This window comes from Bacillus sp. FSL K6-3458 (assembly GCF_038005045.1).
GTDB classification, from domain to species: Bacteria; Bacillota; Bacilli; order Bacillales; family Bacillaceae; genus Bacillus; species Bacillus altitudinis.
Genome location: NZ_JBBOSI010000001.1, coordinates 779,463 through 805,615 on the forward strand (window position 1 = coordinate 779,463; position 26,153 = coordinate 805,615).

29 protein-coding genes and 1 pseudogene are annotated in these 26,153 nt (G+C 39.1%); 28 read left to right on the top strand and 2 right to left on the bottom strand.

What is annotated here, in order from left to right:
* The first annotated feature begins 3 nt into the window (after positions 1 to 3).
* The 4 genes from tuaF to MHH23_RS04035 all read left to right on the top strand — a co-directional run bounded on the left by tuaF (position 4) and on the right by MHH23_RS04035 (position 3,879).
* Entirely contained in the window at positions 4 to 681 is a 678-nt protein-coding gene (gene tuaF / locus MHH23_RS04020) for a teichuronic acid biosynthesis protein TuaF (protein WP_039169802.1), read from the top strand.
* Positions 682 to 705: 24 nt separating this feature from the next.
* Complete coding sequence (tuaG, locus tag MHH23_RS04025) at positions 706 to 1,461, top strand: teichuronic acid biosynthesis protein TuaG (RefSeq protein WP_008348281.1); 756 nt, start codon at positions 706 to 708, stop codon at positions 1,459 to 1,461.
* Positions 1,430 to 2,677 carry a teichuronic acid biosynthesis protein TuaH gene (tuaH, locus tag MHH23_RS04030; RefSeq protein ID WP_052141842.1) on the top strand — a complete coding sequence of 416 codons (1,248 nt, stop codon included), beginning with the start codon at positions 1,430 to 1,432 and terminating at the stop codon, positions 2,675 to 2,677. The genes tuaG and tuaH overlap by 32 nt, the downstream gene beginning before the upstream one ends.
* 134 nt (positions 2,678 to 2,811) lie before the next feature.
* Positions 2,812 to 3,879, top strand: coding sequence for a glycosyltransferase family 4 protein (locus MHH23_RS04035; RefSeq protein ID WP_024719245.1), 1,068 nt, complete (start codon positions 2,812 to 2,814; stop codon positions 3,877 to 3,879).
* Between the two features lie 38 nt (positions 3,880 to 3,917).
* On the opposite strand, the gene MHH23_RS04040 is transcribed toward MHH23_RS04035, so the two are convergent.
* Together MHH23_RS04040 and MHH23_RS04045 are read right to left on the bottom strand one after the other, a co-directional pair.
* A complete protein-coding gene (locus tag MHH23_RS04040; protein WP_024719244.1) occupies positions 3,918 to 5,015 on the bottom strand; it encodes an LCP family protein in 1,098 nt (365 codons plus the stop codon).
* Positions 5,000 to 5,668: a YigZ family protein gene (locus MHH23_RS04045; RefSeq protein WP_017357860.1), complete on the bottom strand. Its 669-nt coding sequence runs from the start codon at positions 5,666 to 5,668 to the stop codon at positions 5,000 to 5,002. The genes MHH23_RS04040 and MHH23_RS04045 overlap by 16 nt, the downstream gene beginning before the upstream one ends.
* 221 nt (positions 5,669 to 5,889) lie before the next feature.
* Between MHH23_RS04045 and MHH23_RS04050 the strand changes: the two genes are divergently transcribed.
* From MHH23_RS04050 to prfB, 24 genes and pseudogenes are all read left to right on the top strand, one after another.
* A complete protein-coding gene (locus MHH23_RS04050) occupies positions 5,890 to 7,065 on the top strand; it encodes a sensor histidine kinase (RefSeq protein ID WP_024719243.1) in 1,176 nt (391 codons plus the stop codon).
* 64 nt (positions 7,066 to 7,129) lie between these two features.
* A complete protein-coding gene (gene degU / locus MHH23_RS04055) occupies positions 7,130 to 7,819 on the top strand; it encodes a two-component system response regulator DegU (protein ID WP_008348273.1) in 690 nt (229 codons plus the stop codon).
* Between the two features lie 211 nt (positions 7,820 to 8,030).
* A complete protein-coding gene (locus tag MHH23_RS04060) occupies positions 8,031 to 8,873 on the top strand; it encodes a DegV family protein (RefSeq protein WP_024719242.1) in 843 nt (280 codons plus the stop codon).
* A gap of 119 nt (positions 8,874 to 8,992) precedes the next feature.
* Positions 8,993 to 10,372 (top strand): DEAD/DEAH box helicase, encoded by a 1,380-nt coding sequence (locus tag MHH23_RS04065; RefSeq protein WP_411801870.1) that lies wholly within the window; start codon positions 8,993 to 8,995, stop codon positions 10,370 to 10,372.
* A gap of 64 nt (positions 10,373 to 10,436) precedes the next feature.
* On the top strand, positions 10,437 to 10,730 hold the full coding sequence (locus MHH23_RS04070) for a late competence development ComFB family protein (protein WP_035701582.1): 294 nt from the start codon (positions 10,437 to 10,439) through the stop codon (positions 10,728 to 10,730).
* A pseudogene (locus MHH23_RS04075) lies at positions 10,691 to 10,894 on the top strand (hypothetical protein); the annotation flags it as partial. The gene MHH23_RS04070 and the pseudogene MHH23_RS04075, both read left to right, overlap by 40 nt.
* A gap of 51 nt (positions 10,895 to 10,945) precedes the next feature.
* Positions 10,946 to 11,413, top strand: coding sequence for a ComF family protein (locus MHH23_RS04080; protein ID WP_340960149.1), 468 nt, complete (start codon positions 10,946 to 10,948; stop codon positions 11,411 to 11,413).
* Positions 11,414 to 11,469: 56 nt separating this feature from the next.
* The gene (locus MHH23_RS04085; protein WP_017357864.1) at positions 11,470 to 11,889 is read left to right on the top strand and encodes a TIGR03826 family flagellar region protein; all 420 of its coding nucleotides are present in this window, start codon (positions 11,470 to 11,472) and stop codon (positions 11,887 to 11,889) included.
* A 79-nt stretch (positions 11,890 to 11,968) separates the two neighbouring features.
* Positions 11,969 to 12,232 (top strand): flagellar biosynthesis anti-sigma factor FlgM, encoded by a 264-nt coding sequence (gene flgM / locus MHH23_RS04090; RefSeq protein WP_003213252.1) that lies wholly within the window; start codon positions 11,969 to 11,971, stop codon positions 12,230 to 12,232.
* An 18-nt stretch (positions 12,233 to 12,250) separates the two neighbouring features.
* Positions 12,251 to 12,733 carry a flagellar protein FlgN gene (locus tag MHH23_RS04095; RefSeq protein WP_039169793.1) on the top strand — a complete coding sequence of 161 codons (483 nt, stop codon included), beginning with the start codon at positions 12,251 to 12,253 and terminating at the stop codon, positions 12,731 to 12,733.
* A gap of 15 nt (positions 12,734 to 12,748) precedes the next feature.
* Complete coding sequence (gene flgK / locus MHH23_RS04100; protein WP_099496871.1) at positions 12,749 to 14,269, top strand: flagellar hook-associated protein FlgK; 1,521 nt, start codon at positions 12,749 to 12,751, stop codon at positions 14,267 to 14,269.
* A gap of 8 nt (positions 14,270 to 14,277) precedes the next feature.
* The gene (gene flgL, locus MHH23_RS04105; protein ID WP_256688749.1) at positions 14,278 to 15,189 is read left to right on the top strand and encodes a flagellar hook-associated protein FlgL; all 912 of its coding nucleotides are present in this window, start codon (positions 14,278 to 14,280) and stop codon (positions 15,187 to 15,189) included.
* A 46-nt stretch (positions 15,190 to 15,235) separates the two neighbouring features.
* A complete protein-coding gene (locus tag MHH23_RS04110; protein ID WP_256688748.1) occupies positions 15,236 to 15,814 on the top strand; it encodes a DUF6470 family protein in 579 nt (192 codons plus the stop codon).
* A 28-nt stretch (positions 15,815 to 15,842) separates the two neighbouring features.
* Entirely contained in the window at positions 15,843 to 16,277 is a 435-nt protein-coding gene (gene fliW / locus MHH23_RS04115; RefSeq protein ID WP_025208061.1) for a flagellar assembly protein FliW, read from the top strand.
* A complete protein-coding gene (gene csrA, locus MHH23_RS04120) occupies positions 16,271 to 16,495 on the top strand; it encodes a carbon storage regulator CsrA (RefSeq protein WP_008348252.1) in 225 nt (74 codons plus the stop codon). Before fliW ends, csrA begins: the two co-directional genes overlap by 7 nt.
* A gap of 153 nt (positions 16,496 to 16,648) precedes the next feature.
* Positions 16,649 to 16,990, top strand: coding sequence for a flagellar protein FlaG (flaG, locus tag MHH23_RS04125; RefSeq protein ID WP_007499987.1), 342 nt, complete (start codon positions 16,649 to 16,651; stop codon positions 16,988 to 16,990).
* 20 nt (positions 16,991 to 17,010) lie between these two features.
* Entirely contained in the window at positions 17,011 to 18,525 is a 1,515-nt protein-coding gene (locus MHH23_RS04130; RefSeq protein ID WP_256688747.1) for a flagellar hook-associated protein 2, read from the top strand.
* A gap of 17 nt (positions 18,526 to 18,542) precedes the next feature.
* Positions 18,543 to 18,947 carry a flagellar export chaperone FliS gene (gene fliS, locus MHH23_RS04135; protein ID WP_008348247.1) on the top strand — a complete coding sequence of 135 codons (405 nt, stop codon included), beginning with the start codon at positions 18,543 to 18,545 and terminating at the stop codon, positions 18,945 to 18,947.
* Positions 18,944 to 19,285 carry a flagellar protein FliT gene (locus MHH23_RS04140; RefSeq protein WP_008348246.1) on the top strand — a complete coding sequence of 114 codons (342 nt, stop codon included), beginning with the start codon at positions 18,944 to 18,946 and terminating at the stop codon, positions 19,283 to 19,285. Before fliS ends, MHH23_RS04140 begins: the two co-directional genes overlap by 4 nt.
* Positions 19,286 to 19,298: 13 nt before the next feature.
* A complete protein-coding gene (locus tag MHH23_RS04145) occupies positions 19,299 to 19,679 on the top strand; it encodes a hypothetical protein (protein ID WP_008348244.1) in 381 nt (126 codons plus the stop codon).
* Positions 19,680 to 19,712: 33 nt separating this feature from the next.
* Positions 19,713 to 21,398, top strand: coding sequence for a methyl-accepting chemotaxis protein (locus MHH23_RS04150; RefSeq protein WP_100324727.1), 1,686 nt, complete (start codon positions 19,713 to 19,715; stop codon positions 21,396 to 21,398).
* A gap of 189 nt (positions 21,399 to 21,587) precedes the next feature.
* Complete coding sequence (gene hpf, locus MHH23_RS04155; RefSeq protein WP_007499992.1) at positions 21,588 to 22,151, top strand: ribosome hibernation-promoting factor, HPF/YfiA family; 564 nt, start codon at positions 21,588 to 21,590, stop codon at positions 22,149 to 22,151.
* A gap of 198 nt (positions 22,152 to 22,349) precedes the next feature.
* Positions 22,350 to 24,875, top strand: coding sequence for a preprotein translocase subunit SecA (gene secA / locus MHH23_RS04160; protein WP_039169779.1), 2,526 nt, complete (start codon positions 22,350 to 22,352; stop codon positions 24,873 to 24,875).
* 67 nt (positions 24,876 to 24,942) lie between these two features.
* A protein-coding gene (gene prfB, locus MHH23_RS04165; RefSeq protein WP_096881918.1) for a peptide chain release factor 2 occupies positions 24,943 to 26,044 on the top strand; the annotation gives its coding sequence in 2 pieces (ribosomal slippage) (positions 24,943 to 25,014 and positions 25,016 to 26,044; 1,101 coding nt in all).
* Positions 26,045 to 26,153 lie beyond the last annotated feature (109 nt).

Consider the following 26,153-nt stretch of genomic DNA (forward strand, 5'->3'; position numbering starts at 1 on the left):
AGCATGTCTGGTTTTATGTTAAGAATAGGGAAGCGAATGAAAAAATATATCGTCTGGCTTGTGCTGCTGCCCGTTGTATTGGCTGCTTTTGGTTTCTTTTTTGCCAAGGGGACAGTAGAACAGTCTAGTTACACAGCTGCTGTGACCTTGACGCTTGGGAAATATGACGACGGTGTGTATAACAATATGGCAGAAGTGACATCTCTATTAAAAAGTGATGCATTTCTGAATCAAGCACTCCGTGATGTAAAGGAAGAAGAAAGGCAGGATGTGAAAAATCGTTTGATTCTCACGAACCAGTCCGATACACAATTGCAGTTGTCGTTTACAGATGCTGATCAAGCTCGAGCTTTGGCGGTAGTGAAACAAGTGTCAGATACATTTTTAAAGCAGGACAAAGCCTTATTTACGAAAAGACAGCAAGTCATTGAAAGGAGACTATCCGCTCTTGAAGATGAATCTGTCAGCAATGACTCCAAGGTCGATAAAGAACGATTTTTATATGAATTGGAATCGACAAAGCTCGGGATGAAGCAGGCAAAGATTGTCGATCCTGCCCAAGTGCTTGATGAAGCAGGCAAAGGCATGTCAGCGAAAAAACGAGCACTGCTTGGACTTGTCATTGGCCTTAGCATCTCGCTTATGTTTGTGGTGTTACCTGAAGTGTTCAAAGAATCTTAATGATGAACTGGAGATGAGTCTTAGGTGAACAATCAACCGTTAGTATCAATTATTACACCGGCGTATAATGCGGAACGTTATTTAACGGATACAGTTCATTCCGTCCTTGCCCAAACCTATTCCAACTGGGAGCTGATCATTGCAGATGATTGCTCAACAGATGGCACAAGGAAGTTGTTAGGGGAATTAAGTCAGACGGACGACAGAATCAACGTCATTTATTTAGAGGAAAACGGGGGAGCCGCTATTGCTAGAAACACCGCCATCAAACAGGCGAAAGGCCGCTTTATCGCTTTTTTAGATAGCGATGATATGTGGAAACAGACAAAGCTCGAAAAGCAGGTCAAGTTTATGTTAGAAAATGATCATGCCTTTACTTTCACGGCATATGACATCATTTCAGAAAATGGAGAGCCGTTACAAAAAACCGTCACAGCGCCGGCTCAGTTGAACTACAATGAAGCTTTAAAAAATACGATTATCGGCTGTTTGACGGTGATGCTCGATCTTCAACAAGTAGGACACGTGGAAATGCCAAACATTCGAACAAGGCAGGACTTAGCCACATGGCTCTCTATTTTAAAAAAAGGATTTACTGCCTATGGAATGAGTGAGCCGCTCAGTGAATATCGCATCGTGGGAAACTCGATTTCTAGTAACAAGTGGAAAGCAGCGAAAAAAACATGGTTTGTCTACAGAGAAATTGAGCAGCTTCATTTTGTGAAAGCATCTTGGTGTTTTATGCACTATGCCACAAATGCTGTCAAAAAGCGCTTATAAACAGAAGGGAAAAAAGGTGATAAAGGTGAAAGCAGAGTCGATCATACATGTGATTGTCGCAACGGGAGAATGGGGACACGATGGCCTAAGGTACAGACGGCATCGACTGGCGGAATTTCTTGCATCTGATCCAGAAACGAAAGAGGTCATCTGGGTATGCCCATCTGCCACTCGTCATTCAGCTCCCTTTCAGCCTATAACGGATCGAATGAAGCAAATGACCATTCCTGATGTGCTCAAGAGCAAGTTTTTTCGCTTTGGCCGTTATCAAGATATGTTTTATTTTCATAAATTATCTCCTCTTCTTGAGCATTTGCGTCAAGAAGAAAAGCAGGGCATAGCCGTCTGTTTATGGTATACGTTTCCGGGATTTCCGCTCTTATCTTCTTTATTTGAATGGAAACATATTGTGTATGATTGCAGTGACCTGTGGGGAGAGCCCATCAGCGGAAAAAACAACATTCTCTCTTATATGAGACAGCGAGTCATTGTAAAAGCAGAAAACCGCATTATTAAATATGCGCACAGCATTACATGCTCTTCACAATACTTACATGATCAAATCAAAAAAAGGCTCATGGGTGAACCGAAAGATGTCTTTACAGTGGAAAATGGCGTCGAGTATGATGTGTTTGCAAAAAGCAACCTCCCTAGCAGGGAAGACGTGCTAGAGGGAAGAGAGGGAACGGTTCTTGGCTTTATAGGTGGGATCAAGCCGAAACTCGATTTTGACATGATCGCTCAAGCTGCTCGCATGCAGCCCGATTGGACATTTTTATTTGTCGGTCCGGATGGAACGAATGGAGATCCATCTTTTCAGCATGCACTCAAACTGCCCAATGTCCTATGGACAGGAGCAGTCGCACCAGAAGAAGTGCCTGCTTATATGAAATTAATTGATGTAGGGATGATGCCATACAAACAGTCTCCTTACAATCAAGCGGTTTTTCCGCTCAAGCTGTATGAATTTTTAGCTGCCGGAATCCCTGTTGTTGGTTTAAATCTTCCATCAACGGAAAGGCTAAAAGAGAATGATGTGTATGAATATGTAGAGGGCGAAGATCCAGCTCTCTTCGTAGAAGCCTGCCAGAAAGTGATCAGTAAAAAAGATGACATGAAATGCAGACATCTAAGACAAAGCCGGGCAAAGAAAAAAGATTGGCACGCACTGTTCACAAACATGGTGGAATTAACGAATATTAAAGAAAACGCATAATTCATTCAGGATTGTGCGTTTTTATTTGTTTCTTCTTCTTAGGGGGAGCTTGTGATCATCCTATATTCAATTGTATAATGGAAAGAGCGGCCAATATACAAAATACAGATTTCAATTTAGAAGGAGACTGACCTATGGATTACGAACGCGCCTTATTAGCGTTTTTTGTCTCTCTGGCTACAGTTTTAATTGTGACACCAATCGTCAAAAAGTTTGCAATTAAGATTGGTGCAGTGGACCAGCCGAATAAACGAAAAGTTCATGATAGAGTAATGCCTCGAATGGGCGGTTTGGCGATTTTTATTGGGGTAGCGGCTGGAGCACTAGCAGGCGGGCTGTTTCTACATAATAAAATTACAGCTATATCAGTTGGCGCTGTACTCATCGTCATTTTAGGTATATTTGATGATAAATATAATTTAAGTGCAAAATTTAAATTTCTTGTGCAAGTTCTCGTTGCTTGCTTAATCGTGAGCACGGGCTTAAAAATGGACTTTTTCTCTGTTCCTTTCTTAACAGATCGACTGGAGTTAGGATGGATGGCGTATCCCCTGACTGTACTATGGATTGTTGGGATTACAAATGCGATCAATTTAATTGATGGATTAGATGGACTGGCTGCCGGAATTTCGGTTATCGGTTTAACCACGATTGCCGTCATGGCATTTTCTGCGGACAAGATCCTGATTCTTTCGTTATCTCTTGTCGTCATTGGCAGTACCATCGGTTTTCTTTTTTATAACTTCCATCCAGCAAAAATATTTATGGGTGATACAGGTTCGTTATTTTTAGGCTATATGATCTCGGTCCTGTCACTTTTAGGATTGTACAAAAGTGTTACTTTGTTTAGTGTTGTTGTCCCTGTAATTATTTTAGGTGTGCCTATTTTTGATACGACCTTTGCGATCATAAGACGAATATTGAATAAACAGCCTATCTCATCACCTGACAAATCACACATCCATCATCGACTGATGGCCTTTGGCTTATCACATCGAATGGCAGTGATTGTGATTTACATGATTGGCTTAGTCTTCAGCTTAAGCGCGATTTTGCTGACAAGTGCCACCATTTGGCTGTCATTGATCATCATCTTTTTACTGGTCATGTTTATGCAAGTTATCGCTGAAGTCACTGGTTTGGTGAACGAAGAGTTTAAACCATTTACGAAATTCTACAAACGTATGGTCAAAAGACAATAAAAAAACAGCCCGCTTCCAAGGAACGGGCTGTTTTCCTATTATTGTCCTGATGTGCTGGTCGAAGGGGCCTGTGTATCGGCTGACCCTGTTGTACCAGAAGATGAATCGGTTTGTGTATTTGTTTCGGTTGAGGACGATGACTCAGCAGGAAGCTTTAAATGTGTCCTTAACTCATTTTGCACCTCAGCCAAGTTGGTTTGATCTGGCTCAAAGAAGTATGTTCGATTTGGTCCTAAATAAAGGTCTGATCCTTTAATAGATAGTGTTTCAGTATCGTCTCCTTTAAAACCACTGTAAATTTGCTGTAGAGCAAGTCCTTCTGTGATGCGGAAGTTGGTTGTTATATGATCACTTACTTCTTTTGCAATATTATCCACGTTTGCAATGTTATGAGGTTTCGCCATTTGATCAATCATGGCACGTAAGATTTGTTTCTGACGATCGTTACGCCCGAAATCACCACGTGGATCTTGTTTTCTCATTCGCGCATAAGCAAGTGCCTCTTCCCCGTTTAAATGCATATTTCCTTTTTTAAAGTAAATCTTTTTCGATTTTTTGACGTCACTTTTTTCATTGAAGTCAAATGGAACGTCAATATCGATTCCTCCAACTTCATCAATGACATCCTTAAAACCGTCAAAGTCTACTGTTGCATATTTGTCAATTGGGATATGCAAGAATTGTTCGACAGTTTCAATCGTTTCGTCTTTACCGCCTTTAGCAAATGCCGCATTGATCTTTACTTTATTTCCCGTTGTGTCACTAGCAAGCTGTACTCGTGTGTCACGGGGGATACTGACCATTTTCATTGTTTTATCCTGAGGATTAATCGTTGCGACGATGAGTGAATCTGAACGGCCGTGATCACCATTTGTGGCGTAATCCTCTATACCAACAAATAGGACAGAGAAAGGTTTTTTCTTTATATCAATGACAGCATCACGGAGTTTCGATTTCTCCCCACGCTCTAATTCATCATAAGTTTTGTCAGCAGCCTGGAGTGTATTCACAATCTTATAAACTGCAAATCCGCCCATGCAGATGAAGAGAAGCAAAAATAAGACCAGAATCCGTTTGAAAATCTTTTTCTTCTTACTCTTTTTCTTTCGTACACGCACTTTTACTCGTTGTGCCATTCATCTGTCTCCTTTATCGGACCAACGTCCTTTTCTAAATAAATCAATTCGCCTTCTTTAGTAACACTCTTTCCATTAGTTAACTCAGTCATCCATTCAATGAACTGCTCTGTTTGTGTTTCTTCTACATACGTTTCAAAAATCACATCTTCTGCATAGTGGATGTCTTTTAGCTGAAAAGATGAGGCTCTAAGCTCATTCTCTACCTTTCCAAGCCATGTATAATCTATTGTTGTGTGCATCGTACGCATTAAACAGCGTTCTACCATACCAACATGATTAATAGCTTCAGACACAGATTTTCCGTACGCACGAATTAATCCACCGGCACCTAGCTTAATACCGCCGAAATAACGAGTGACGACAACAACTGTATCTTTCAGCTTGCGTTTTTTTAGCACTTCAAGCATAGGTACCCCTGCCGTACCGCTTGGTTCACCATCATCATTTGCTTTTTGAATCAGATCATGTTCACCGATCAAATAGGCGGAACAATTATGAGTGGCGTTCCAATGTTGTTTTTTTATGGATTGTATAAAGGCTTGTGCTTCTTCTTCTGAGACAGCACGTTGTATATGACAAATAAAACGTGATTTTTCAATGACGATCTCATGCTCGCCACGGCTTTTTACTGTGAGATAGCGGTTCAGCAAAAGACATACCCTCCTGACAAGCAAATTGTAAGGCTAGAGAAAATTTGCATTGGTTTTAGAATTTTACAGCGTATTTTGTTATGATGATAGGAGCGGAAAAAGGGTCGTCATAAAAATTTCATGATTTATACGCATTCTTTCATTATAATTCGACATAAAATGCAGATCAATGACATTTATAATAAAAAAAGATGACATCACTGTTACGGGAGGGAAAAGCCATGACAACACCTAAAATGGATCCGAAGTTATTGGATTCAATCATCATGAAAATGCTAAGTACAGTTGATGGCAGTAAGGACGAAGTATTTAGAATCGGCGAACAGTCCCGTCAACAATATGAAAGCCTAGTAGAAGAGCTCAAGCAAATTAAACAGCAAGTCAACGAAGTAATTGATTTTGGGGATAAACTAGAAGTACATACGAGACATGCTAGAAATCGATTATCTGAGGTCAGCAGAAACTTCAACAAATTCAGCGAAGAAGAAATACGAGAAGCCTATGAAAAAGCACATAACCTGCAAGTAGAATTGACCATGATCCAGCAGCGCGAAAAACAGCTGAGGGAAAGAAGAGATGATCTCGAAAGACGATTGTTAAGCTTACAAGATGTCATTGAACGTTCAGAAACGCTTGTGAGCCAGATCACGGTCGTTCTCAACTACTTGAACCAAGATTTACGTCAGGTCGGTGTTTTACTTGAAGATGCTCAGGCAAAACAAGATTTTGGACTAAGAATTATTGAAGCCCAGGAAGAAGAGCGCAAAAGGGTATCACGAGAAATCCATGATGGACCTGCTCAGATGCTGGCAAACGTGATGATGCGTTCAGAACTAATTGAACGAATTTTTAGAGACCGTGGAACAGAAGAAGGCTTTAAAGAAATTAGAAGTCTAAGACAGAATGTGCGAAATGCACTGTACGAAGTGAGAAGAATCATTTATGATTTAAGACCGATGGCTTTAGATGATTTGGGTCTCATTCCGACACTGCGAAAATACTTAAACACAATTGAAGAATATGATGGAAAAACCAAAATTACGTTCCAATGCCTAGGGGATACAGAAAATGAAAGAATTGCTTCTCAGTTCGAAGTGGCACTGTTTAGACTAGCCCAAGAAGCTGTCACAAATTCTTTAAAGCATTCTGAAGCTGAAGAAATCTCTGTGAAGGTTGAAGTGACAAAAGACTTTGTCACCTTAATTATCAAAGACGATGGAAAAGGCTTTGATATGAAGGATGTTAAAACAAATAAAAACAAATCCTTTGGGTTACTTGGTATGAAAGAGCGCGTAGACTTGCTAGAAGGTAAAATGACCATAGACTCAAAAATAGGTCTAGGGACATTCATCATGATTAGAGTACCGTTAACATTACAAAATAAAATTGTAAAATAGAGACAAAAGACATATTGACCATAAAGTTCAGGTGTAGAACAATAAACATGGGGAGGCGTAGCTTGTGACTAAAGTAAATATTGTAATTATCGATGACCACCAATTATTCCGTGAAGGTGTCAAACGGATTTTAGATTTTGAACCTACTTTTGAAGTAGTTGCAGAAGGAGACGACGGTGACGAAGCTGCACGTATCGTAGAACACTATCATCCGGATGTTGTCATTATGGACATTAATATGCCGAATGTAAATGGTGTGGAGGCTACAAAACAGCTAGTAGAGCTTTATCCCGAATCAAAAGTCATTATCCTATCTATTCATGACGATGAAAACTATGTGACACATGCATTAAAAACAGGAGCAAGAGGCTACTTGTTAAAAGAAATGGATGCAGATACCCTCATTGAAGCAGTAAAAGTAGTAGCTGACGGAGGCTCTTATTTACATCCGAAAGTCACTCATAACTTAGTAAATGAATTCCGACGCTTAGCAACAAGCGGCGTTTCAGCACATCCACAGCACGAGGTATATCCTGAAATTCGCAGACCACTTCATATCTTAACAAGACGTGAATGTGAAGTTCTTCAAATGTTAGCTGACGGAAAGAGCAACAGAGGTATTGGTGAGTCGCTCTTTATAAGTGAGAAAACAGTCAAAAACCACGTGAGTAACATTTTGCAAAAAATGAATGTAAATGACCGTACTCAAGCTGTTGTTGTAGCAATTAAAAACGGTTGGGTAGAAATGAGATAATGTTCCGGACAAGTACTCCTTTTTCGCCTGTTTTTAGTTCTCTCACATTCAAGTTAGAGAGCAATGATAGGCAGGTAAGGAGTCTTTTTCGGATATAGCGGGCTTGCCTATTGATTAGGCAAGCTTTTTTGATTAGTATTATAAATCTAGTGAAAAACAATGATCATTCTTTTTTAAAAAGCAACTTAACGGATAAGGAAGGTATTTAAGAATGAAAATAGCCGTTGTAACAGACAGTACTGCTTATATACCACAAGAACTACGTGATAAACATCATATTCATATGATCCCTCTGAATGTCATCTTTGGTACTGAATCATACCGTGAAGAAGTAGAAATGGATTGGAAGACATATTATGAAGAAGTCAAGAAACATAAAGATCTTCCAACAACCTCTCAGCCTGCTTTCGGTGAACTTATAGAATTATATGAAAAACTTAGTGAAACATATGATGCTGTGATTAGTATACATCTGTCAAGCGGAATTAGTGGAACATACAATAGTGCGGCCTCAGCGAATGAACTAGTTGACGGAATCGACATTTATCCGTTTGATACAGAGACTAGCTGTATGGCGCAAGGTTTTTATGTGTTAGAAGCTGCTGAAAAAATCCAAGGTGGTGCTTCTCCAGAAGAAGTGATTTCCCATCTCAATTATCTAAAAGAAAATCAAAGAGCTTATTTTATGGTAGACGATTTAACTCATTTACAACGTGGCGGCAGATTAAATGGTGCTCAGGCTTTTATTGGAAGCCTCTTAAAGGTAAAGCCTATCTTGCATTTTGACAACAAGCTAATTGTCCCTTTTGAGAAGATTCGTACACGCAAAAAAGCCATTTCACGTATTTTTGAATTATTTGATGAAGATGCATCACGTGGTGTTCCAATGAGAGCAACTCTGATACATGGTAATAGAGAAGAAGAAGCAGATGAATTAATTGCGCACTTATTAGAAAAGTATCCTCATGTTGAATTTTATAAAAGCTACTTTGGTGCCGTGATTGGCACTCATCTAGGCGAAGGCTCTTTAGCACTTGGCTGGATCATCAGGTAGATATCAAAATCCCCTTTTCTCATGGAAAAGGGGATTTGTTTTTCTATTTTTACAATTAGACGAAAGGCCTTCTCTTTGTACATAATGGGTCAACATGAATGGAAAGGTAGTGCGTGAAATTGAATCTGGAAAAAGCAATGGAACTCAGTCACAAGCTACAATCAAGGCATCTTCTTCCTGTTGAATGTCAATGTACACAGTCCGAATTGAAGTGGCTGGAGAATCAAGGATTTATCCATAGAACACCTGCAGTCGATAGGGTGGCGAGTGGTTTGATCTGCTGCCGGTGCGGTGTATCAAACAAGCGCTACTTTGCCCTCTCTCCGTGTGAAACATGTAAAAAAGACTGTGTATACTGTAGATCCTGCATCATGCTTGGAAAAGTAAGCGAATGTGGCTTTCTCTACGAATGGACGGGTCCACAAAAGAAAGAAACAAGACGAGTTGAATTAACATGGCAGGGAGAGCTTTCTAAAGGGCAAAAGAGAGCGTCCGATAGGCTAGTAGAAGCAATCCAAAACAAATTTGATCTGCTCATTTGGGCTGTTTGTGGTGCGGGGAAAACGGAGGTGCTTTTTCATGGAATAAAATATGCGCTAAATAACGGAATGAGTGTTTGTATTGCGACGCCTAGAACCGATGTTGTACTTGAGCTTGAACCTCGAATGAGAAAGGCATTTCAAGGACTGAATATAGCTGCACTTTATGGCGGAAGTTCTCAAAGATTTCAAATGGCGCCGCTTATGATCGCTACAACCCATCAGCTAATGAGATATAAAAACGCCTTTGATATCCTCATTGTAGACGAAGTCGATGCTTTTCCTTATTCAATGGATGAACGGCTTCAGTTTGCTGTTTTAAAATCAATGAAAAAAACAGGAGTTAGAATTTACTTAAGTGCCACACCATCTAAAAAAATGCAAAAGGATGTTGCTCATAGACAATTAGAAGCGATCAAAATTCCTCTGCGCTTCCACCAAAAACCGTTGCCTGTCCCAATATTTCAATGGGTTGGAGATTGGAAAAAGAAATTAAAAAGAAATCGGCTTCCAGCATCTACAATGAACTGGCTGCATGAACATATCATAAAGAAAAAAAGAGTGTTACTCTTTGTTCCTTCTATATCTACTATGAAGAAGGTAACTCATATTCTTCAAGTTCAAGATATAAATGTACAGGGTGTTTCTGCGGATGATCAAGAAAGGAAGCAAAAAGTCCAGCATTTCAGAGATCATAGGTACGATGTATTGGTTACAACAACTATTCTAGAAAGAGGCGTTACGATTCAAGATGTCCAAGTGGGCGTATTAGGTGCGGAATCTCCTATTTTTACAGAAAGTGCACTTGTCCAAATTTCTGGTAGAGCAGGGAGACATCCAGATTTTTTTAACGGAGACGTGTCCTTTTTTCATTTTGGTTTAACGAGAAGTATGAAACAAGCAAAGAAACATATCGTAAAAATGAATAATACAGCTGAAAAAGAGTTTTCTGAAAAATAGTGTGGGTTCAACTAAATCATGGTACATTATATTCACAAAACACAAATGGCAGGAGAGACAAAATATGCTACTCAACGCAAAAGAAATACTACTTAAAGAAATTCTATATCAATATCTCAACCAATTAAACATGATTTGTCATTGTGAAAAATGTATAGAAGATGTATTAGCCATTTCTCTAAATCAAGTGAAACCGCAATATATAACAGATATCGATAAAATATCCTACAGTAAATCCGAGATGGTGGATAAACAGAAAAATACGGCGATGCTCGTCATTCTGACAGAAGCTGCTTCAACGGTCACTACATATCCAAGGTGCGAAAATCATTTGCCGTTGAACAAAGAAAATCGTTGATTTGTCCAATTTGTGAGAGCCATTTTGTGGCTGCTTTTACATGGAAATCATTCCTACTATTAAATGAAGATCGTTTATGCGTAGCATGTAAGAACCACCTGATGAAGATTCAAGGTCCTACTTGTCCCAAATGCGGAAGAGCGCAATCAAATGATCAATTGTGTCAGGATTGTTCAAGGTGGAATAAACGACGGGATTTTGCTGAGATTCTTGTAATGAATCGGTCTGTTTATGCTTACAACGACTTTATGAAAGATATTCTAGCTCGATTTAAATTTCGAGGTGATACGGCTTTAGCTGATCTATTTCAAAAAGATGTACAGTCAGCTTTTAAACGTTCTTTTTCAATCAAAGAACCGGTGCTTGTCCCAATTCCTTTGAGTAAAGAGAGATTAAAGGAAAGAGGATTCAATCAGTCAATGATGCTTGCTTCCATGATTGGCGGACCTATATTGGAGCCACTTATAAAAGTACATCAAAGTAAGCAGTCTAAGAAAAGAAAAAATGAACGTTTACATCAACAGAATTTGTTCCAATTAAGGCAGTCAAACCCGATCGTTCTAAAGGATATCATATTAATTGATGATATTTATACAACTGGGGCGACAGTCTATCATGCAGCAAAAATTTTAAAAGACGCGGGCGCCAAAAGTGTTTCCTCTTTTACGTTGATTCGTAGTTAAAAATCATGACAATCAACCGATATTAAGAAAAGAAAATAACGTAAGGGGTTTTGGTTATGAATCAATTGGCAAACTGTCCACAATGTAATCAGTTATTTTTAAAAACCACCATCCAAACGGTTTGTAACAAATGCTTTGAAGAAGAAGAACGTTCTTTTGATATCGTTTATAAATTCTTGCGTAAGCAAAGTAATAGACAATCAACCATTGCTGAAATAGTAGACGCAACAGAAGTTGATGAAGAATTAATCCTGAAATTTATCCGTTTGAAAAGACTTCAAATTAGTCAATTCCCGAATATCAATTATCCTTGTGAAAGATGCGGCCAACCGATCAGGAAAAATAAGCTGTGTAGCCATTGTGAAAAGGATATAAAGACGCAAATCAGCCAAATGGACCAAGAAGAAGAGCGTAAAAGGGAGATTGAATCTAGGAAAAAAGACACCTATTATGCCATTAATCCTAAAAACGACTGATTCCCTAAACTAAGTTGCAGTTTGGTCGATAAAATGGATAGAATCAAGACAGACTGTAACGGAAAGCGAGAGGAATCCCGTGAAAATTAATCGATATGGAACACAACCAGTAAATCCTTACAAGAAAACATATGAGAAACAAACGTTGCAATCGAATCAAGCAAAATCAACTGACAAAGTCGAAATTTCTAAAAAGGCAATCGAAATGCAAAAGGTGCCGAATATCATGAAAGAACGTCAAGATAAAATAGACCAAATTAAAAAAAGCATTGAAGCCGGAACATATCAAGTAGATACAAAAGGCATTGCAGATAAAATGTTGAATTTTTATAAACAACAATAACAAAAGGGAGTAGCGTGAATGTCAGTAAAAATAATGATTGAAGAACTGCACCGTCTCTACGGATTACATGAACAGCTTCTAAAGCTGTCTAAGAATAAAACAGAAATGCTGAAGAATAATGAGATCGATGCTCTTTCAGAGGTTCTGAACCTTGAGCAAAAATATATTCAGGCCATTTCACAATTAGAAGAAAAGCGGATTGAAGCAGCAGTTCAATTTTTACAAAATGATCAATCGCCGACAATCACCGCATGCATCGAAAAAGCTACAGGAACGGATCAAGAAGAGCTTATTTCGTTATATGAGAAGCTGAATGACATCATGGTGGAACTGAAAGATGTAAACGAACTGAACAAACAGCTTATTCAGCAGTCACTTCAATTTATTTCACTGACATTCGATCTTGTGAATCCTAACAAAGAAAATATGAATTACGGACAAAATGGTCTTGAGAGTTCAAAGCCTAAACAGCATAGGGCTTTGTTTGATTCAAAGGCGTAAACAAGGAGGATATCTATGGGTTCTACATTCATGGGACTAGAAACGGCAAAAAGAGGAATCACAGCCCAGCGTGCAGGGCTTTATGTCACATCAAACAACGTATCCAATGCAAATACTGATGGCTACTCAAGACAGAGAGTTACCTTTAAAGCAGAGAATCCTTACCCAGTGATTTCTGTTTATGATGGCAAGACATACGGCCAAATGGGGACAGGTGTCCAAGTTGGAACTGTTGAAAGAATTCGAGACAGCTTTTTAGATCTTCAGTATAGAGATCATAACAATAACTTGTCTTATTATGCGACGAAGTCTGATGCTCTTTCACAAATGGAAGGAGTGATGAATGATTTGACAGATGAAGGCTTGAATAGAGCCTTTGATAATCTCTGGAAATCATTACAAGTCTTATCCGAATCGAAAAATGCTGATACTGCTTCAGCCCGTACAGTTGTTAAGACAAGTGCTCAGGCTTTAGTAGATCAATTCCGCCTGCTAAATTCTTCTTTAACAACGATACAAAAGAATTTAAAAACTGAACTCGATTCAACGGCAAAAAATGTGAACACCCTATTAACTCAAATTGATGAAGTGAATAAACAGATTGCAACCGTTGAGCCAAATGGTTATCTTCCCAATGATCTTTATGATACGCGCGACGCTCTTATAGATCAGCTTTCCTCACTTGTTGATATTAAAGTGAGCTACAACCCTTCTGGAGGAAATGCTCTGGAAATTGCTGAAGGAACCGTTAACATCGACATTATCGGTGCTAATGGACAATCTGCTGGAACAATTTTAAATGGCATTACCAATGAAAAATCTGAATTGCAACTTTCCTATGATAATACGACAGGACTTGTTAACTCACTCCAATTTGGAACGACAACCATCGCAGCTGATCAATTACAAGTGAATGGTAAAGTAAAAGCACTTGTTGAGGCGTATGGCTACATGTCTAATGGAGATGAAAAAGGCATGTACCCGGATATGCTTGCTGAGCTGGATGAAGTAGCAAAAGTATTTATGGATGCTTTTAACGACGTCCATAAGCAAGGATACACGTTAAATGGCACAAGTGGACAAGACTTTTTCGATATTGAGAATAACAATGATTTGAATAAAGGCTTGGCAGCCCGTATCAAAGTGAGTGACGTGATTTTAGCATCGACAGATAACATTGCTGCATCTCTTAATCAAACGCAAGGTGATGGTTCGAATGCTACGAAATTAGCTAATATTCAAAACTTAAAGCTGCCAATCGGCGGAAATACCACAACGATTCAGGATTACTATCAGAATGTCATTGCTGAAATGGGGATACAAGCTAAAAAGAACATGACCCTTGAAAGTAGTTCAGCAGCTCTTGTGAATTCAGCCAATGAACGCAGGATGTCAACTAGTGCTGTATCTATTGATGAAGAAATGACGAACATGATCCAATTCCAGCATGCGTATAATGCAGCAGCAAGAATTATGACGTTGCAAGACGAAGTATTAGATAAAATAATAAACGGCATGGGAGTCGTAGGAAGGTAGGGTAACTGATGCGAGTTACGCAAAGTATGATTTCTCAAAATTCACTTCGAAATATTAGTAAAAGTTATGAAAAACTCTCTAAAATTAATGAGCAGGCACAGTCTGGAAAACGTTTCACAAAAACGTCTGATGATCCTGTGGCAGCAGTGAAAAGTCTTCAATATAGTACAGCCATGTTTCGAAATGAGCAATACCAAACTAATTTAAATGAGGCACGAAACTGGATTGATACATCTGAAACAAGTGTCACTGAAATAATTGATATCATGTCAAATATACGAGATAAAGTACTCGATGCGGCCAATGGAACAAAACAGCCAGAAGATTTAGCTGCTATCGGAGTGGAAATTGGTCAGATGAAGAATCAAATCATTGATGCAATGAACACGCAGATGTTAGGTAAGTTTGTTTTTAATGGGACGAATACAAATGTTAAACCAGTTGTAGAGAATGCAGATGGTACGTTTACATTTAACTTTGAAAACTATACAGATGCAAACGTGGTTCAGTCGAACATTTCTGATGGAATCACATTAAATGTGAATTCAAATCCTCTTTCAGCTTTTGGTGGGCAATCTGCCAGTGGTCAAAATGTCATTGAAATGCTGACTGACTTAGAAAACTCATTTAAAAATGGAACGTTTGCGAATTCTGACGATGCATTAGGAAATATCGATCAGTTTAAAGAAGTGATGAGTGCTGAGCGTTCAGATCTTGGGGCTAGATCCAATCGTATCGACTTAGTCGGAAGCCGTTTGACTTCGCAATTTGAAGTGCTGAAAAAGGCTAAATCAGATGCCGAAGATGTAGAAAGTGAAAAAGCCATTCTTGATCTTCTTCAACAAGAGACTGTGAATAGAGCTGCTTTAGCGACGACAGCTAAAGTGATTCAGCCATCCCTTGTCGATTTCTTAAGATAAGAAAAAGCATCCGTTGGGTGCTTTTTTGCATCATGGAGGTGAACCTATGCAAATCCCTAGATTGTTAATGGAGCAAACTTATGCAAAGCTGCAAATGTCGACAACCCCTTCCAAGCAAGAAGTAGAGCAGCCAAGAGCTGAGCTTGAGATTCAGCAGCCAAGAGCTGTCATGAATATCACAAGGACACCGTCGAAATTAACCATAGATCAAACCGAGGCATTTGCCGATATGGATATTAAGTCGATTTTTAGGCGTTCAGAGGAATGGGCTGCTGAGGGGAAACGTGCGATTGGAGAAGGAATGGGACGTAGAGCGGAAGAAGGAAGTGAACTCGTCAAGATCGAGAATGGTGGGAATGCGATTGCTGAGTTTGCGAAAATCAACGGCAGTCCTCCAGCAAAACAATTCAACATCGGTGTGATTCCTTCATTTTTTAGTGTAAAAATTCACTATCAGCCATCTGAACTTAAAATTGATGTGGAGCCGCAAAAAGCTATTATAGAGGCAACACCTCATAAACCAATTGTTAACTACCAGCCAGGTAAAGTTCATATTGATATGTTACAATACCCAGAATTAAAAATAGAAGTTGACGAAACAGGTCGAAATGGTGATAAGGTATAGTTAAGAAAAATGAAAAAGGTCGTGAATTATGATCATTCAAACAAAATACCATGGAGAAGTGACGATTAAAGAGGAGCAAATCATTCACTTCTCTAATGGGATACCAGGATTTCTGGATCAAAAACAATTTGTCATTTTACCTTTATCAGAAGAATCCCCATTTTTAGTTCTTCAATCTTTGAAAAATGCAGAACTAGGCTTTATTGTCAGCAGCCCATTTTTGTTCTTCAATCAATATGAATTTGACTTAGAAGAATCGGTTGTAGACATTCTTGGGGTGGAAGATGCCAATGATGTGGAAGTCATGGTTATTTTAACAATGGGATCTTCTATTGAAAAAACGACAGCCAATTTAAGAGCGCCTATTATTGTGAATCGGAAAAACATGAAAGCCAAGCAGGTCATTTTGCATGATTCAGCCTATCATACAAAACATTTGCTAGAGGTGGCTTCCTCATGTTAGTTCTATCTCGTAAATTAAATCAATCGATTCAAATAGGCGACGATATTGAAGTTAAAATTATTGCGATTGAAGGCGACCAAGTAAAAGTCGGAATTGAGGCTCCTAAGCATATTGATATTCACAGGAAGGAAGTATACCTGTCTATTCAAGAAGAAAACAGCCGTGCTGCTAGCTTGTCCTTTGATCTACTTTCTCAATTATCCTCACAAAAAAAGTGAGGATTTTTTTATCCTATTTGTCTATCCTCCTCCGTGTGAAACCGTAGAAGTACACCATCTATATGAAACTTTAACAAATCGGTCCATCTATATTTAATTTAATAATTCAAAGCCGATATAAAAGATAGATTAAAGCACAGGAGCTGAATAACTATGTCTGTTGGTAAGTTGACTTCGCTAGAGCCACTGATTGATGCATTTCAAACCCGTGTTACGAATCATCAAAATGACAATGCAAACACTGATTTACAAGCAAATGGAAAAGTCGTTTCAAAAGAAGAAATTGAGAAAACGCTTCAAGGAGCAAATAAGCTGATTGAACCTACTCAATTTCATCTTCAATTTGAATTACATGAAAAACTCAATGAATATTATGTCAAAGTCGTAGATAACCAAACCGAAGAAGTCATTAGAGAGATTCCTTCCAAAGAATGGCTTGATTTCTATGCGGCAATGACAGAGATTGTCGGTTTATTTGTCGATAAAAGAATGTAATTGAAGGGAGAACATAAATCATGGTTAATCGAATTACTGGATTTTCAAATGTATTTGATATTGATGAAATCGTCTCAAAGCTAATGAAAACTGAGCAAGCACCACTTGATAAAATGACACGCCAGAAACAAACACTTGAATGGCAAAGAGACAGCTACCGCGAGGTCAATTCAAAGGTCAAAGAATTAGATGATTTAATCAATAGTTTAAATTTAACGCGTCCAACTACATATGGCGCAAAAAAGGTCACAAGCTCCAATGAATCTGCTGTCACAGCAACTGGATCAACAAATGCTACCTCTGGCTCGATTAATGTGACCCAACTAGCGACAGCATCCGTATTCAAATCTTCTGGCACATCTGGATTTACTGCTGCAAACGGTACGTTCACGTTTGAGGTGACGACACCAGATTCTACAACACCAAAAACAGTGACCATTAATACAACTGATACAGATACCCTTGATACAATCGTGACAAAATTGAACAGCTCTCAACTTGGTGTCACGGCTTATAAAGGCCAAATCTTTGATGGGACCAACTACGTGGATACCATCGCTCTGACTTCCCGTACGACTGGAGAAGGTGTCAGTATTAAGGCAGCGGATGGTAATTCTGCTTCATTTTTAACGCAATTAGGATTCCAAGTGGATGGAGATAATAAATTAGTTGCGACTACTCAAGGGCAGAAAGCGCAATATGAAATTAATGGTCTCAAAATGGAAAATAACAATAATACCTTCACGCAGGCTGGTATCACATATGAACTTAAAGGAACAACAGATAAGCCTGTCAGTTTGAACGTTTCAACAGATGTCGATGCCATCTTTGATAAAATCAAACAATTCGTTGATAAATACAATGAACTTGTTGAAGAGATTAATGGTAAAGTCAATGAAAAAAGAAATAGAGACTACTATCCATTAACAGCAGAAGAGAAAAAAGCCATGTCTGACAAAGAAGTCGAGCTATGGGAAACGACTGCGAAGTCAGGCTTGCTGAGAAGTGATTCAATTTTACGATCTGGTGCATCTAAAATAAGAAGTGATTTTTATGTTGATATTACGACAAGTGATGGGAATAAAATTCACATGACACAAATCGGAATTGCCACTTCAGATAAATATAAAGATGGCGGAAAGCTTGTCATTGATGAATCGAAACTAAGAAAAGCCATTCAAGAAGACCCACAGAAGATTAGTCAAATATTTATGTCAGGTTCGCTAAATGTAGATTCAAAAGATAAAGATAAAGCGCAGCAGCAATATAAAGAACAAGGAATCATTCATCGTATCAAAAATTCCTTATCAGCCTTCTCAAAGAGCATTCAAACAAAGGCTGGTAGCACAACAATGGCATCAAAGGAATATGGACTTGGTAAGGACCTTGATTCTTTGACTCAACGAATGAGCACATTCCAAGATCGTTTAAAAATGGTGGAAGCTCGTTACTACAAAAAGTTTAACGCCATGGATAGTGCGATTCAAAAGCTAAACAACCAATCTGGCTATCTTTCTCAACTGCTTGGACAATAATTGGAGGTTTATAACATATGGCAATTCAGAACCCTTATGCCGCCTATCAGAAAAATTCTATTGAGACCGCAACACCGGCCGAGTTAACGCTTATGCTTTATGAAGGATGCTTAAAGTTTATTAGACTAGCAAAGCATGGCATTCAAAAAGAAGATGCTGAAATGAGAAACTTGAACCTGAAAAAGGCTCAAAACATCATCCAAGAATTAAATGTCACCTTAAATCGTACGTATGATGTATCAAAGAGCATGGCAAGTATGTATGACTACATCTATCGAAGACTGATTGAAGCCAATCTGCAAAATGACGAAGAGATCCTGAATGAAGTAGAGCAATATGTGACTGATTTCCGAGATGCTTGGAAGGAAGTCATTCAAACCGATCGAAAAGGGCGTCACCACTCTATTGGAGGATCTCTATGAGTATTGTGGACCAACTGCACGACCAAACGTTAAAAATGGCAGCGGAAATAGAGGCCAACCCGCAAAGTGAGACACTCGTTGAAGACTTTGATGCTTTTTTAGTTGAGAGAGACGAACTAATGAGAGACATTCAACATGAGCTTTCCGTTCAAGAAAAAGAGAAAATCAAAGAAATCATTCAAACAGATCAACTGATGGCCAAGCAATTAACGGAGATTCAAAATGGGATCAAGGCAGATATTCAAGCCATTCAACGTAAGAAAACAAAACAGTTGAATTATCAAAATCCGTATCAGCCCATGACAAGTGATGGCGTATACTACGATAAACGGAAATAAATAGGTGAGACCTGTGGCGTATCGTTCAGATGACTATATTTTATTAACCACATATTATGACCTTCTATATACGATAGAAGAGAGTCTAAAATATTTAGATGAAATTGAGAAGGATTTCGCTAAAACAGAAGGGGATCGGATCTTTAATGATCTGATCCATGCCTTCTTTCATTTAGAGACAACACATCCGCTTCTGCTTTCGATTATTGAAAATGAGCACTTTGCCAAGACGATTCGATCGTTTGACCAAATTTTTTTAAGTTTCGATATACTAGCTTTCTATACATTCCCTTCAAATCACTTCCAGTCATTCCTTACATCATATTTTATACCTGAATATAGAAAGTGGATGGATGAAATACATGCCTGTATGAGGCCGTATGTCATTCATTAATTTTTGTTCAATTCAGACCATTCGGAGGAATTTATGAGACTAAAAAATCAATTTTTATTTGGGCTTATTGTCATATGTGTATTGTTTGTCAGTATTTTAGGATTTTCTAGCTTTATCTATTACAAAACAGATCAATCGTATAAAGCACTCCTCACCAAAGAAGTAAAGCTGTACCAGACCTCACTGGAATTAGAGGCACTGCTACAAAAGCAGGAAGCACAAATTAAAACGTATGTGGTTGTTCAAGATGCTGAAAATTTACAGAAGATTGAGCAAACATATGAAGAAATCAATAAGAAAACAGCTGAAGCATCAAAAATGAGCACCGTTAAACAAGCAAAAAATCTGTTAGATCAAATTTCTGAAAAAAATTATCTTTACTACACCTCAACAAATCGATTATTTAATTCATTGAATATGCAAAATCAAAAAGAATTCAACACCCGCCTCAGTCAAGAATTACAACCTATCGAACAAGAAATACATACCTTTACAAAAGAATTTGCTCAAACACAATTGAAACAGCGGGATCAAAAAATCAGTCAGCTCAATGAAGAAAGTAACCAATTATTGCTGACGCTTATTCTCGTTAGCGCAGCGATTATAGTCGGCTTTTTAGTCATTGGCACAAGGTTTGTTCATCGTATGACAAAACCGATTGTCTCTGTCACACATGCAGCAAGAAGAATGGCAGATGGTGACCTCACACTTGAAGAAATTGAAGTAACCTCTAAAAATGAAATTGGCCAGCTCGGTACGGCTTTTAACCAAATGACAGCTCATTTGCGTCAGCTCATCTTACAGGTGCAAAACGGGTCAAGGCAATTAGCTGATTCTGCTGCTCAATTTGAAGAAACCATCAGTCAAACCATTTCGGCTAGTGAACAGACGTCTAGCTCGATTGAACAGGTCAGTGAAGCTTCACGTGAACAATCGGATGCAGTAGGAAAAGTAGCTTCGGCGATTCAAGAAGTCTCGACTGGTATGCATAATGCGGCTGAACATACGTCTGATGTTTCGGGACACTCAATTTCAGTGACTGAAAAGGCTGAAGAGGGCGCATCCCTCATTCAACAATTTGTGAAACAAATGAGTTCTATTAAAGAATCTGTGAATGAACATCATTCTACAATGGCCAATGTACAAGTACAGTTTACCGGCATTCAAGACCTGCTGGGGAATATTCATGCCATTGCAGATCAAACAAATTTACTTGCTTTAAACGCAGCCATTGAAGCAGCAAGGGCTGGGGAACATGGACGAGGTTTTGCGGTTGTTGCAGATGAAGTCAGAAAGCTGGCGGAAGAATCAAGTCAGCTGACCGACCAAATTAGTCAGTTACTCGCCAACGTGAACAAAGATACTGAAAGGTCGTCTCAATCTATGACGAAAGTGGAACGAGATGTAGCAGAAGGTGTGAAAGTATCGCAATTGTCTGAACAGAGTTTTCAAGAAATTCTGGAATCCATCCGTGATATCTCGATGAAAGCAGAGGAGCTTTCTGCCACGACAGAGCAAATCTCAGCTAGTACAGAAGAAATTTCTCAAACAATTGGTGTGATAGAAGAAGGAGCCAAGCGAAATTCTGAGGAGACAGAGTACATGTCGGCGGCTGTTGAAGAATCACTAGCGGCGAATGAGGAAATGAAAGCAGCTGCGGAAGATTTAAAATCTTTGTCTCAATCACTGAAAACATCTATTTCATCTTTCAAGATTTAACAGTGCGATGGTCTTTTTCAAGAATCAAGCGAATATATATTCATCACCTATCAAGTAAAAGCTGAAGCACCGCAGGATTCGACAAATTTCAATAAAAATTCACATTTTTTTTACGTTTGAGCAGGAGAAAAGGAGGGAAAAGTAGAAATAAGTTTACATATCCTTAATTTTAAAGGAGGCGTTCTTTACATGAATTACAATGTCCGAGGAGAAAACATCGAAGTAACACCTGCACTAAGAGATCATGTCGAGAAAAAAATTGGAAAGCTGGAGCGTTATTTTGAGTCAGATGTTGATGCTTCAGTCAACGTGAACTTGAAATTTTACAACGATCAAGAATCTAAAGTTGAGGTTACCATTCCAATGACTGATCTAGCACTTCGAGCAGAGGTGCATAATGAGGATATGTACAATGCAGTAGACCTAGCAACCAGTAAATTAGAACGTCAAATTAGAAAACATAAAACGAAAGTGAACCGTAAATTCCGTGAGCAAGGTGCGAAAAAGCATTTATTTGCTGGAGGAAACGGTGCGTCCGAAGTAGCAGTTCAAGATGACGAAGAGATTGATGAAACAGAAATCGTCAGACAAAAACGCTTCAATTTAAAACCAATGGATAGCGAAGAGGCCATTCTCCAAATGAACATGTTAGGTCACAGTTTCTTTGTCTTCACAAATGCTGAGACAAATTTGACCAATGTGGTATACCGCCGAAATGACGGTAAATATGGACTCATTGAGCCGAACGCTTAATCATTCGTTCCTTTTGATCCAAAAATGACCTAAAAAAAGTAAACCCGCTCCCTTCATTAGGGGCGGGTTTTTTGTGCTAAATCATTGCAAATTCTTTGGAAATCAAGGAAGGTATGGTATGATAAATGCAGGTAAATATGGACCTGTCAAACTTTTGGACATGCCGAAAAATTGCATGAAATAGAGGAGCGTTATTATATGCTTGGAATCTTAAACAAAGTGTTTGATCCTACGAAACGTACGATCAGCCGATATGAAAAAAAGGCAAATGAAATCGAAGCTCTCGCTCAAGATTTTGAGAAATTATCTGACGAGGCTTTACGAAATAAAACGATCGAATTTAAAGAAAAACTTGAAAAAGGACAATCTGTAGACGACCTTTTGGTTGAAGCATTTGCAACGGTTCGTGAGGCTTCCCGCCGCGTGACAGGAATGTTCCCATTTAAGGTGCAGCTCATGGGGGGGATTGCCCTACATGAAGGGAATATCTCTGAGATGAAAACAGGTGAAGGTAAAACGTTGACATCAACGATGCCTGTTTATTTGAATGCTCTTTCTGGAAAAGGCGTCCACATTGTAACAGTCAACGAATATTTGGCAAGCCGTGATGCAGAGGAAATGGGCAAGATTTTTGAATTTCTTGGATTAACGGTTGGCTTGAACTTAAACAGTCTAGACAAAGATGAAAAAAGAGAAGCGTATGCTGCTGATATCACGTATTCAACAAACAATGAGCTTGGCTTTGATTATTTACGAGATAACATGGTGCTGTATAAAGAGCAAATGGTTCAAAGACCACTTCATTATGCCGTCATCGATGAAGTTGACTCCATCTTAATTGATGAAGCGAGAACACCTCTTATTATTTCTGGACAAGCTGCAAAATCGACGAAACTTTACGTACAAGCAAATGCCTTTGTTCGTACGTTAAAAATAGAAGACGATTTCACTTATGATATTAAAACAAAAAGTGTACAGCTGACTGAAAGCGGAATGACGAAGGCGGAAAAAGCATTTGGCATCGAGAACTTGTTTGATGTCAAACATGTCGCTCTTAACCACCATATCGCGCAGGCTCTTAAGGCGCATGTTGCGATGCAAAAAGACGTTGATTATGTTGTGGAAGATGGTCAAGTCGTCATCGTTGACTCCTTCACAGGACGTTTAATGAAAGGACGTCGCTATAGTGAAGGTCTGCACCAAGCCATTGAAGCAAAAGAAGGTCTTGAAGTGCAGAATGAAAGCATGACACTTGCAACCATTACGTTCCAGAACTACTTCCGTATGTATGAAAAGCTATCTGGTATGACAGGTACAGCGAAAACGGAAGAAGAGGAATTCCGTAACATTTACAATATGCAGGTTGTCACAATCCCAACCAATAAACCGGTTGTGCGTGATGACAGACCTGATTTAATCTACCGTACAATGGATGGCAAATTTAAAGCAGTAGCTGAAGACGTCGCACAGCGTTATATGACAGGACAGCCGGTCCTTGTCGGAACTGTTGCGGTTGAGACATCTGAATTGATTTCAAAACTGCTTAAAAATAAAGGCATCCCTCATCAAGTGTTAAATGCGAAAAACCATGAGCGTGAAGCACAAATTATTGAGGAAGCTGGACAAAAAGGTGCCGTCACAATTGCGACAAACATGGCGGGACGTGGAACAGATATCAAGCTTGGCGAAGGTGTGAAAGAACTAGGCGGTCTTGCTGTTATTGGGACAGAGCGTCATGAATCACGCCGTATCGATAACCAGCTCCGTGGGCGTTCTGGTCGTCAAGGAGACCCAGGGATTACTCAATTCTATCTCTCAATGGAAGATGAATTGATGCGCCGATTTGGTGCAGAGCGGACAATGGCGATGCTTGATCGCTTCGGCATGGATGACTCTACTCCAATTCAAAGTAAAATGGTCTCAAAAGCTGTTGAATCTTCTCAAAAACGTGTTGAGGGGAATAACTTTGATTCCCGTAAGCAGCTTCTGCAATATGATGATGTTCTTCGTCAACAGCGTGAAGTCATTTACAAACAGCGTTTTGAAGTCATCGATTCTGATAACTTGAAATCGATTGTGATCAATATGATTCAATCGTCTATTGAGCGGGCTGTTGGCTCTTATACGCCGAAAGATGAGCTTCCAGAAGAATGGAAACTAGATGGTCTTGTTGAATTAATCAATACGAACTATTTAGATGAAGGTGCCATTACGGTCAAAGATATCTTCGGTAAAGAAGCAGATGAGATCACCGAATTCATCATGGAGCGGATTAAAGAGAAATATGATGCAAAAGAAGAGACATTTGGCGATGAACAAATGCGTGAATTTGAAAAAGTCATCGTTCTTCGTGCAGTAGATTCGAAGTGGATGGATCATATCGATGCAATGGATCAGCTGCGTCAAGGAATCCATTTACGTGCATATGCACAAACCAATCCACTTCGTGAGTATCAAATGGAAGGATTTGCGATGTTTGAGCATATGGTCGCTTCAATTGAAGATGACGTCGCTAAATATGTGCTAAAATCAGAAATCCAAAACAACCTAGAACGTGAAGAAGTCGTTCAAGGACAAACAACTGCTCATCAGCCTCAAGAAGGCGATGAGGAGAAAACAGTGAAGAAAAAGCCGGTGCGTAAAGTGGTGGATATCGGAAGAAACTCGCCATGTCACTGCGGAAGCGGCAAGAAATATAAAAATTGTCATGGGAAGACAGAATAAGTAATGGAAAGAGGTGAAAACCTCTTTCTATTCATGTCAGCCCCCATACATCTATGAGGTGAAGGATATGGAATTAGTAGAAATTAGACAAGAGCTTGAAAATATGGCTAGCAGGCTAGCTGATTTTAGGGGGTCTCTTTGACCTAGAAACAAAAGAAGTCAAAATCGCAGAGCTTGAAGCGACGATGTCAGAGGCTGATTTTTGGAACGATCAGCAAAAGGCTCAAGGGGTAATCAATGAAGCCAATGCACTAAAGGATTCTGTGAACTCCTATCATGAACTCAGTGAATCGCATGAAGAACTACAAATGACACATGACTTATTAAAGGAAGATTATGACGAGGAGCTTCATGCAGAGCTTGAAAAAGAGCTGAAGAACTTAACGAAGCAGTTTAATGAATTTGAGCTACAGCTTCTTTTAAGCGAACCTTATGATAAAAACAATGCCATTCTTGAGCTTCACCCAGGTGCAGGTGGTACTGAATCACAGGACTGGGGTTCTATGCTACTCAGAATGTACACTCGCTGGGCAGAGCGCAGAGGCTTTAAGGTCGAAACACTTGATTACCTTCCTGGTGATGAAGCGGGAATTAAGTCTGTGACATTACTGATTAAAGGACATAACGCTTATGGTTACTTAAAAGCAGAAAAAGGTGTCCATCGTTTAGTCCGTATTTCTCCATTTGATTCATCAGGCCGTAGACACACCTCTTTCGTTTCCTGTGATGTCATGCCAGAATTTAATGAAGAAATTGATATCGATATTCGTACAGAGGATATTAAGGTGGATACGTATCGTGCAAGTGGTGCAGGGGGTCAGCACGTCAATACGACGGACTCTGCGGTTCGTATCACACACATCCCAACAAATGTCGTCGTGACGTGCCAAACGGAAAGATCCCAAATCAAAAACAGAGAACGTGCAATGAAAATGCTGAAATCTAAGCTTTATCAAAAACGGATCGAAGAACAGCAGGCGGAATTGGATGAAATCAGAGGAGAACAGAAAGAAATTGGCTGGGGAAGCCAAATTCGCTCGTATGTTTTCCACCCATATTCTCTTGTGAAAGACCATCGTACCAACACGGAGATGGGAAATGTTCAAGCGGTGATGGATGGAGATTTAGATTCCTTTATCGATGCGTATTTACGTTCAAAATTATCATAAAAACTCGGCTTCTTGCCGGGTTTTTTTAATTGTGAGAAAATATAATGAATATAAAGGAATACATATGCCATACTGACTCTATATCCTTTGTATGATGAAATTAGCAATT

Coding starts and splice junctions, on each gene's coding strand:
- tuaF (WP_039169802.1), top strand. CDS start 4: ATGTCTGGTTTTATGTTAAGAATAGGGAAGCGAATGAAAAAATATATC.
- tuaH (WP_052141842.1), top strand. CDS start 1,430: ATGCCACAAATGCTGTCAAAAAGCGCTTATAAACAGAAGGGAAAAAAG.
- MHH23_RS04035 (WP_024719245.1), top strand. CDS start 2,812: ATGGATTACGAACGCGCCTTATTAGCGTTTTTTGTCTCTCTGGCTACA.
- MHH23_RS04040 (WP_024719244.1), bottom strand. CDS start 5,015: ATGGCACAACGAGTAAAAGTGCGTGTACGAAAGAAAAAGAGTAAGAAG.
- MHH23_RS04050 (WP_024719243.1), top strand. CDS start 5,890: ATGACAACACCTAAAATGGATCCGAAGTTATTGGATTCAATCATCATG.
- MHH23_RS04060 (WP_024719242.1), top strand. CDS start 8,031: ATGAAAATAGCCGTTGTAACAGACAGTACTGCTTATATACCACAAGAA.
- MHH23_RS04070 (WP_035701582.1), top strand. CDS start 10,437: ATGCTACTCAACGCAAAAGAAATACTACTTAAAGAAATTCTATATCAA.
- MHH23_RS04080 (WP_340960149.1), top strand. CDS start 10,946: ATGAATCGGTCTGTTTATGCTTACAACGACTTTATGAAAGATATTCTA.
- MHH23_RS04085 (WP_017357864.1), top strand. CDS start 11,470: ATGAATCAATTGGCAAACTGTCCACAATGTAATCAGTTATTTTTAAAA.
- MHH23_RS04095 (WP_039169793.1), top strand. CDS start 12,251: ATGTCAGTAAAAATAATGATTGAAGAACTGCACCGTCTCTACGGATTA.
- flgK (WP_099496871.1), top strand. CDS start 12,749: ATGGGTTCTACATTCATGGGACTAGAAACGGCAAAAAGAGGAATCACA.
- flgL (WP_256688749.1), top strand. CDS start 14,278: ATGCGAGTTACGCAAAGTATGATTTCTCAAAATTCACTTCGAAATATT.
- MHH23_RS04110 (WP_256688748.1), top strand. CDS start 15,236: ATGCAAATCCCTAGATTGTTAATGGAGCAAACTTATGCAAAGCTGCAA.
- fliW (WP_025208061.1), top strand. CDS start 15,843: ATGATCATTCAAACAAAATACCATGGAGAAGTGACGATTAAAGAGGAG.
- csrA (WP_008348252.1), top strand. CDS start 16,271: ATGTTAGTTCTATCTCGTAAATTAAATCAATCGATTCAAATAGGCGAC.
- flaG (WP_007499987.1), top strand. CDS start 16,649: ATGTCTGTTGGTAAGTTGACTTCGCTAGAGCCACTGATTGATGCATTT.
- MHH23_RS04130 (WP_256688747.1), top strand. CDS start 17,011: ATGGTTAATCGAATTACTGGATTTTCAAATGTATTTGATATTGATGAA.
- fliS (WP_008348247.1), top strand. CDS start 18,543: ATGGCAATTCAGAACCCTTATGCCGCCTATCAGAAAAATTCTATTGAG.
- MHH23_RS04140 (WP_008348246.1), top strand. CDS start 18,944: ATGAGTATTGTGGACCAACTGCACGACCAAACGTTAAAAATGGCAGCG.
- MHH23_RS04150 (WP_100324727.1), top strand. CDS start 19,713: ATGAGACTAAAAAATCAATTTTTATTTGGGCTTATTGTCATATGTGTA.
- hpf (WP_007499992.1), top strand. CDS start 21,588: ATGAATTACAATGTCCGAGGAGAAAACATCGAAGTAACACCTGCACTA.
- secA (WP_039169779.1), top strand. CDS start 22,350: ATGCTTGGAATCTTAAACAAAGTGTTTGATCCTACGAAACGTACGATC.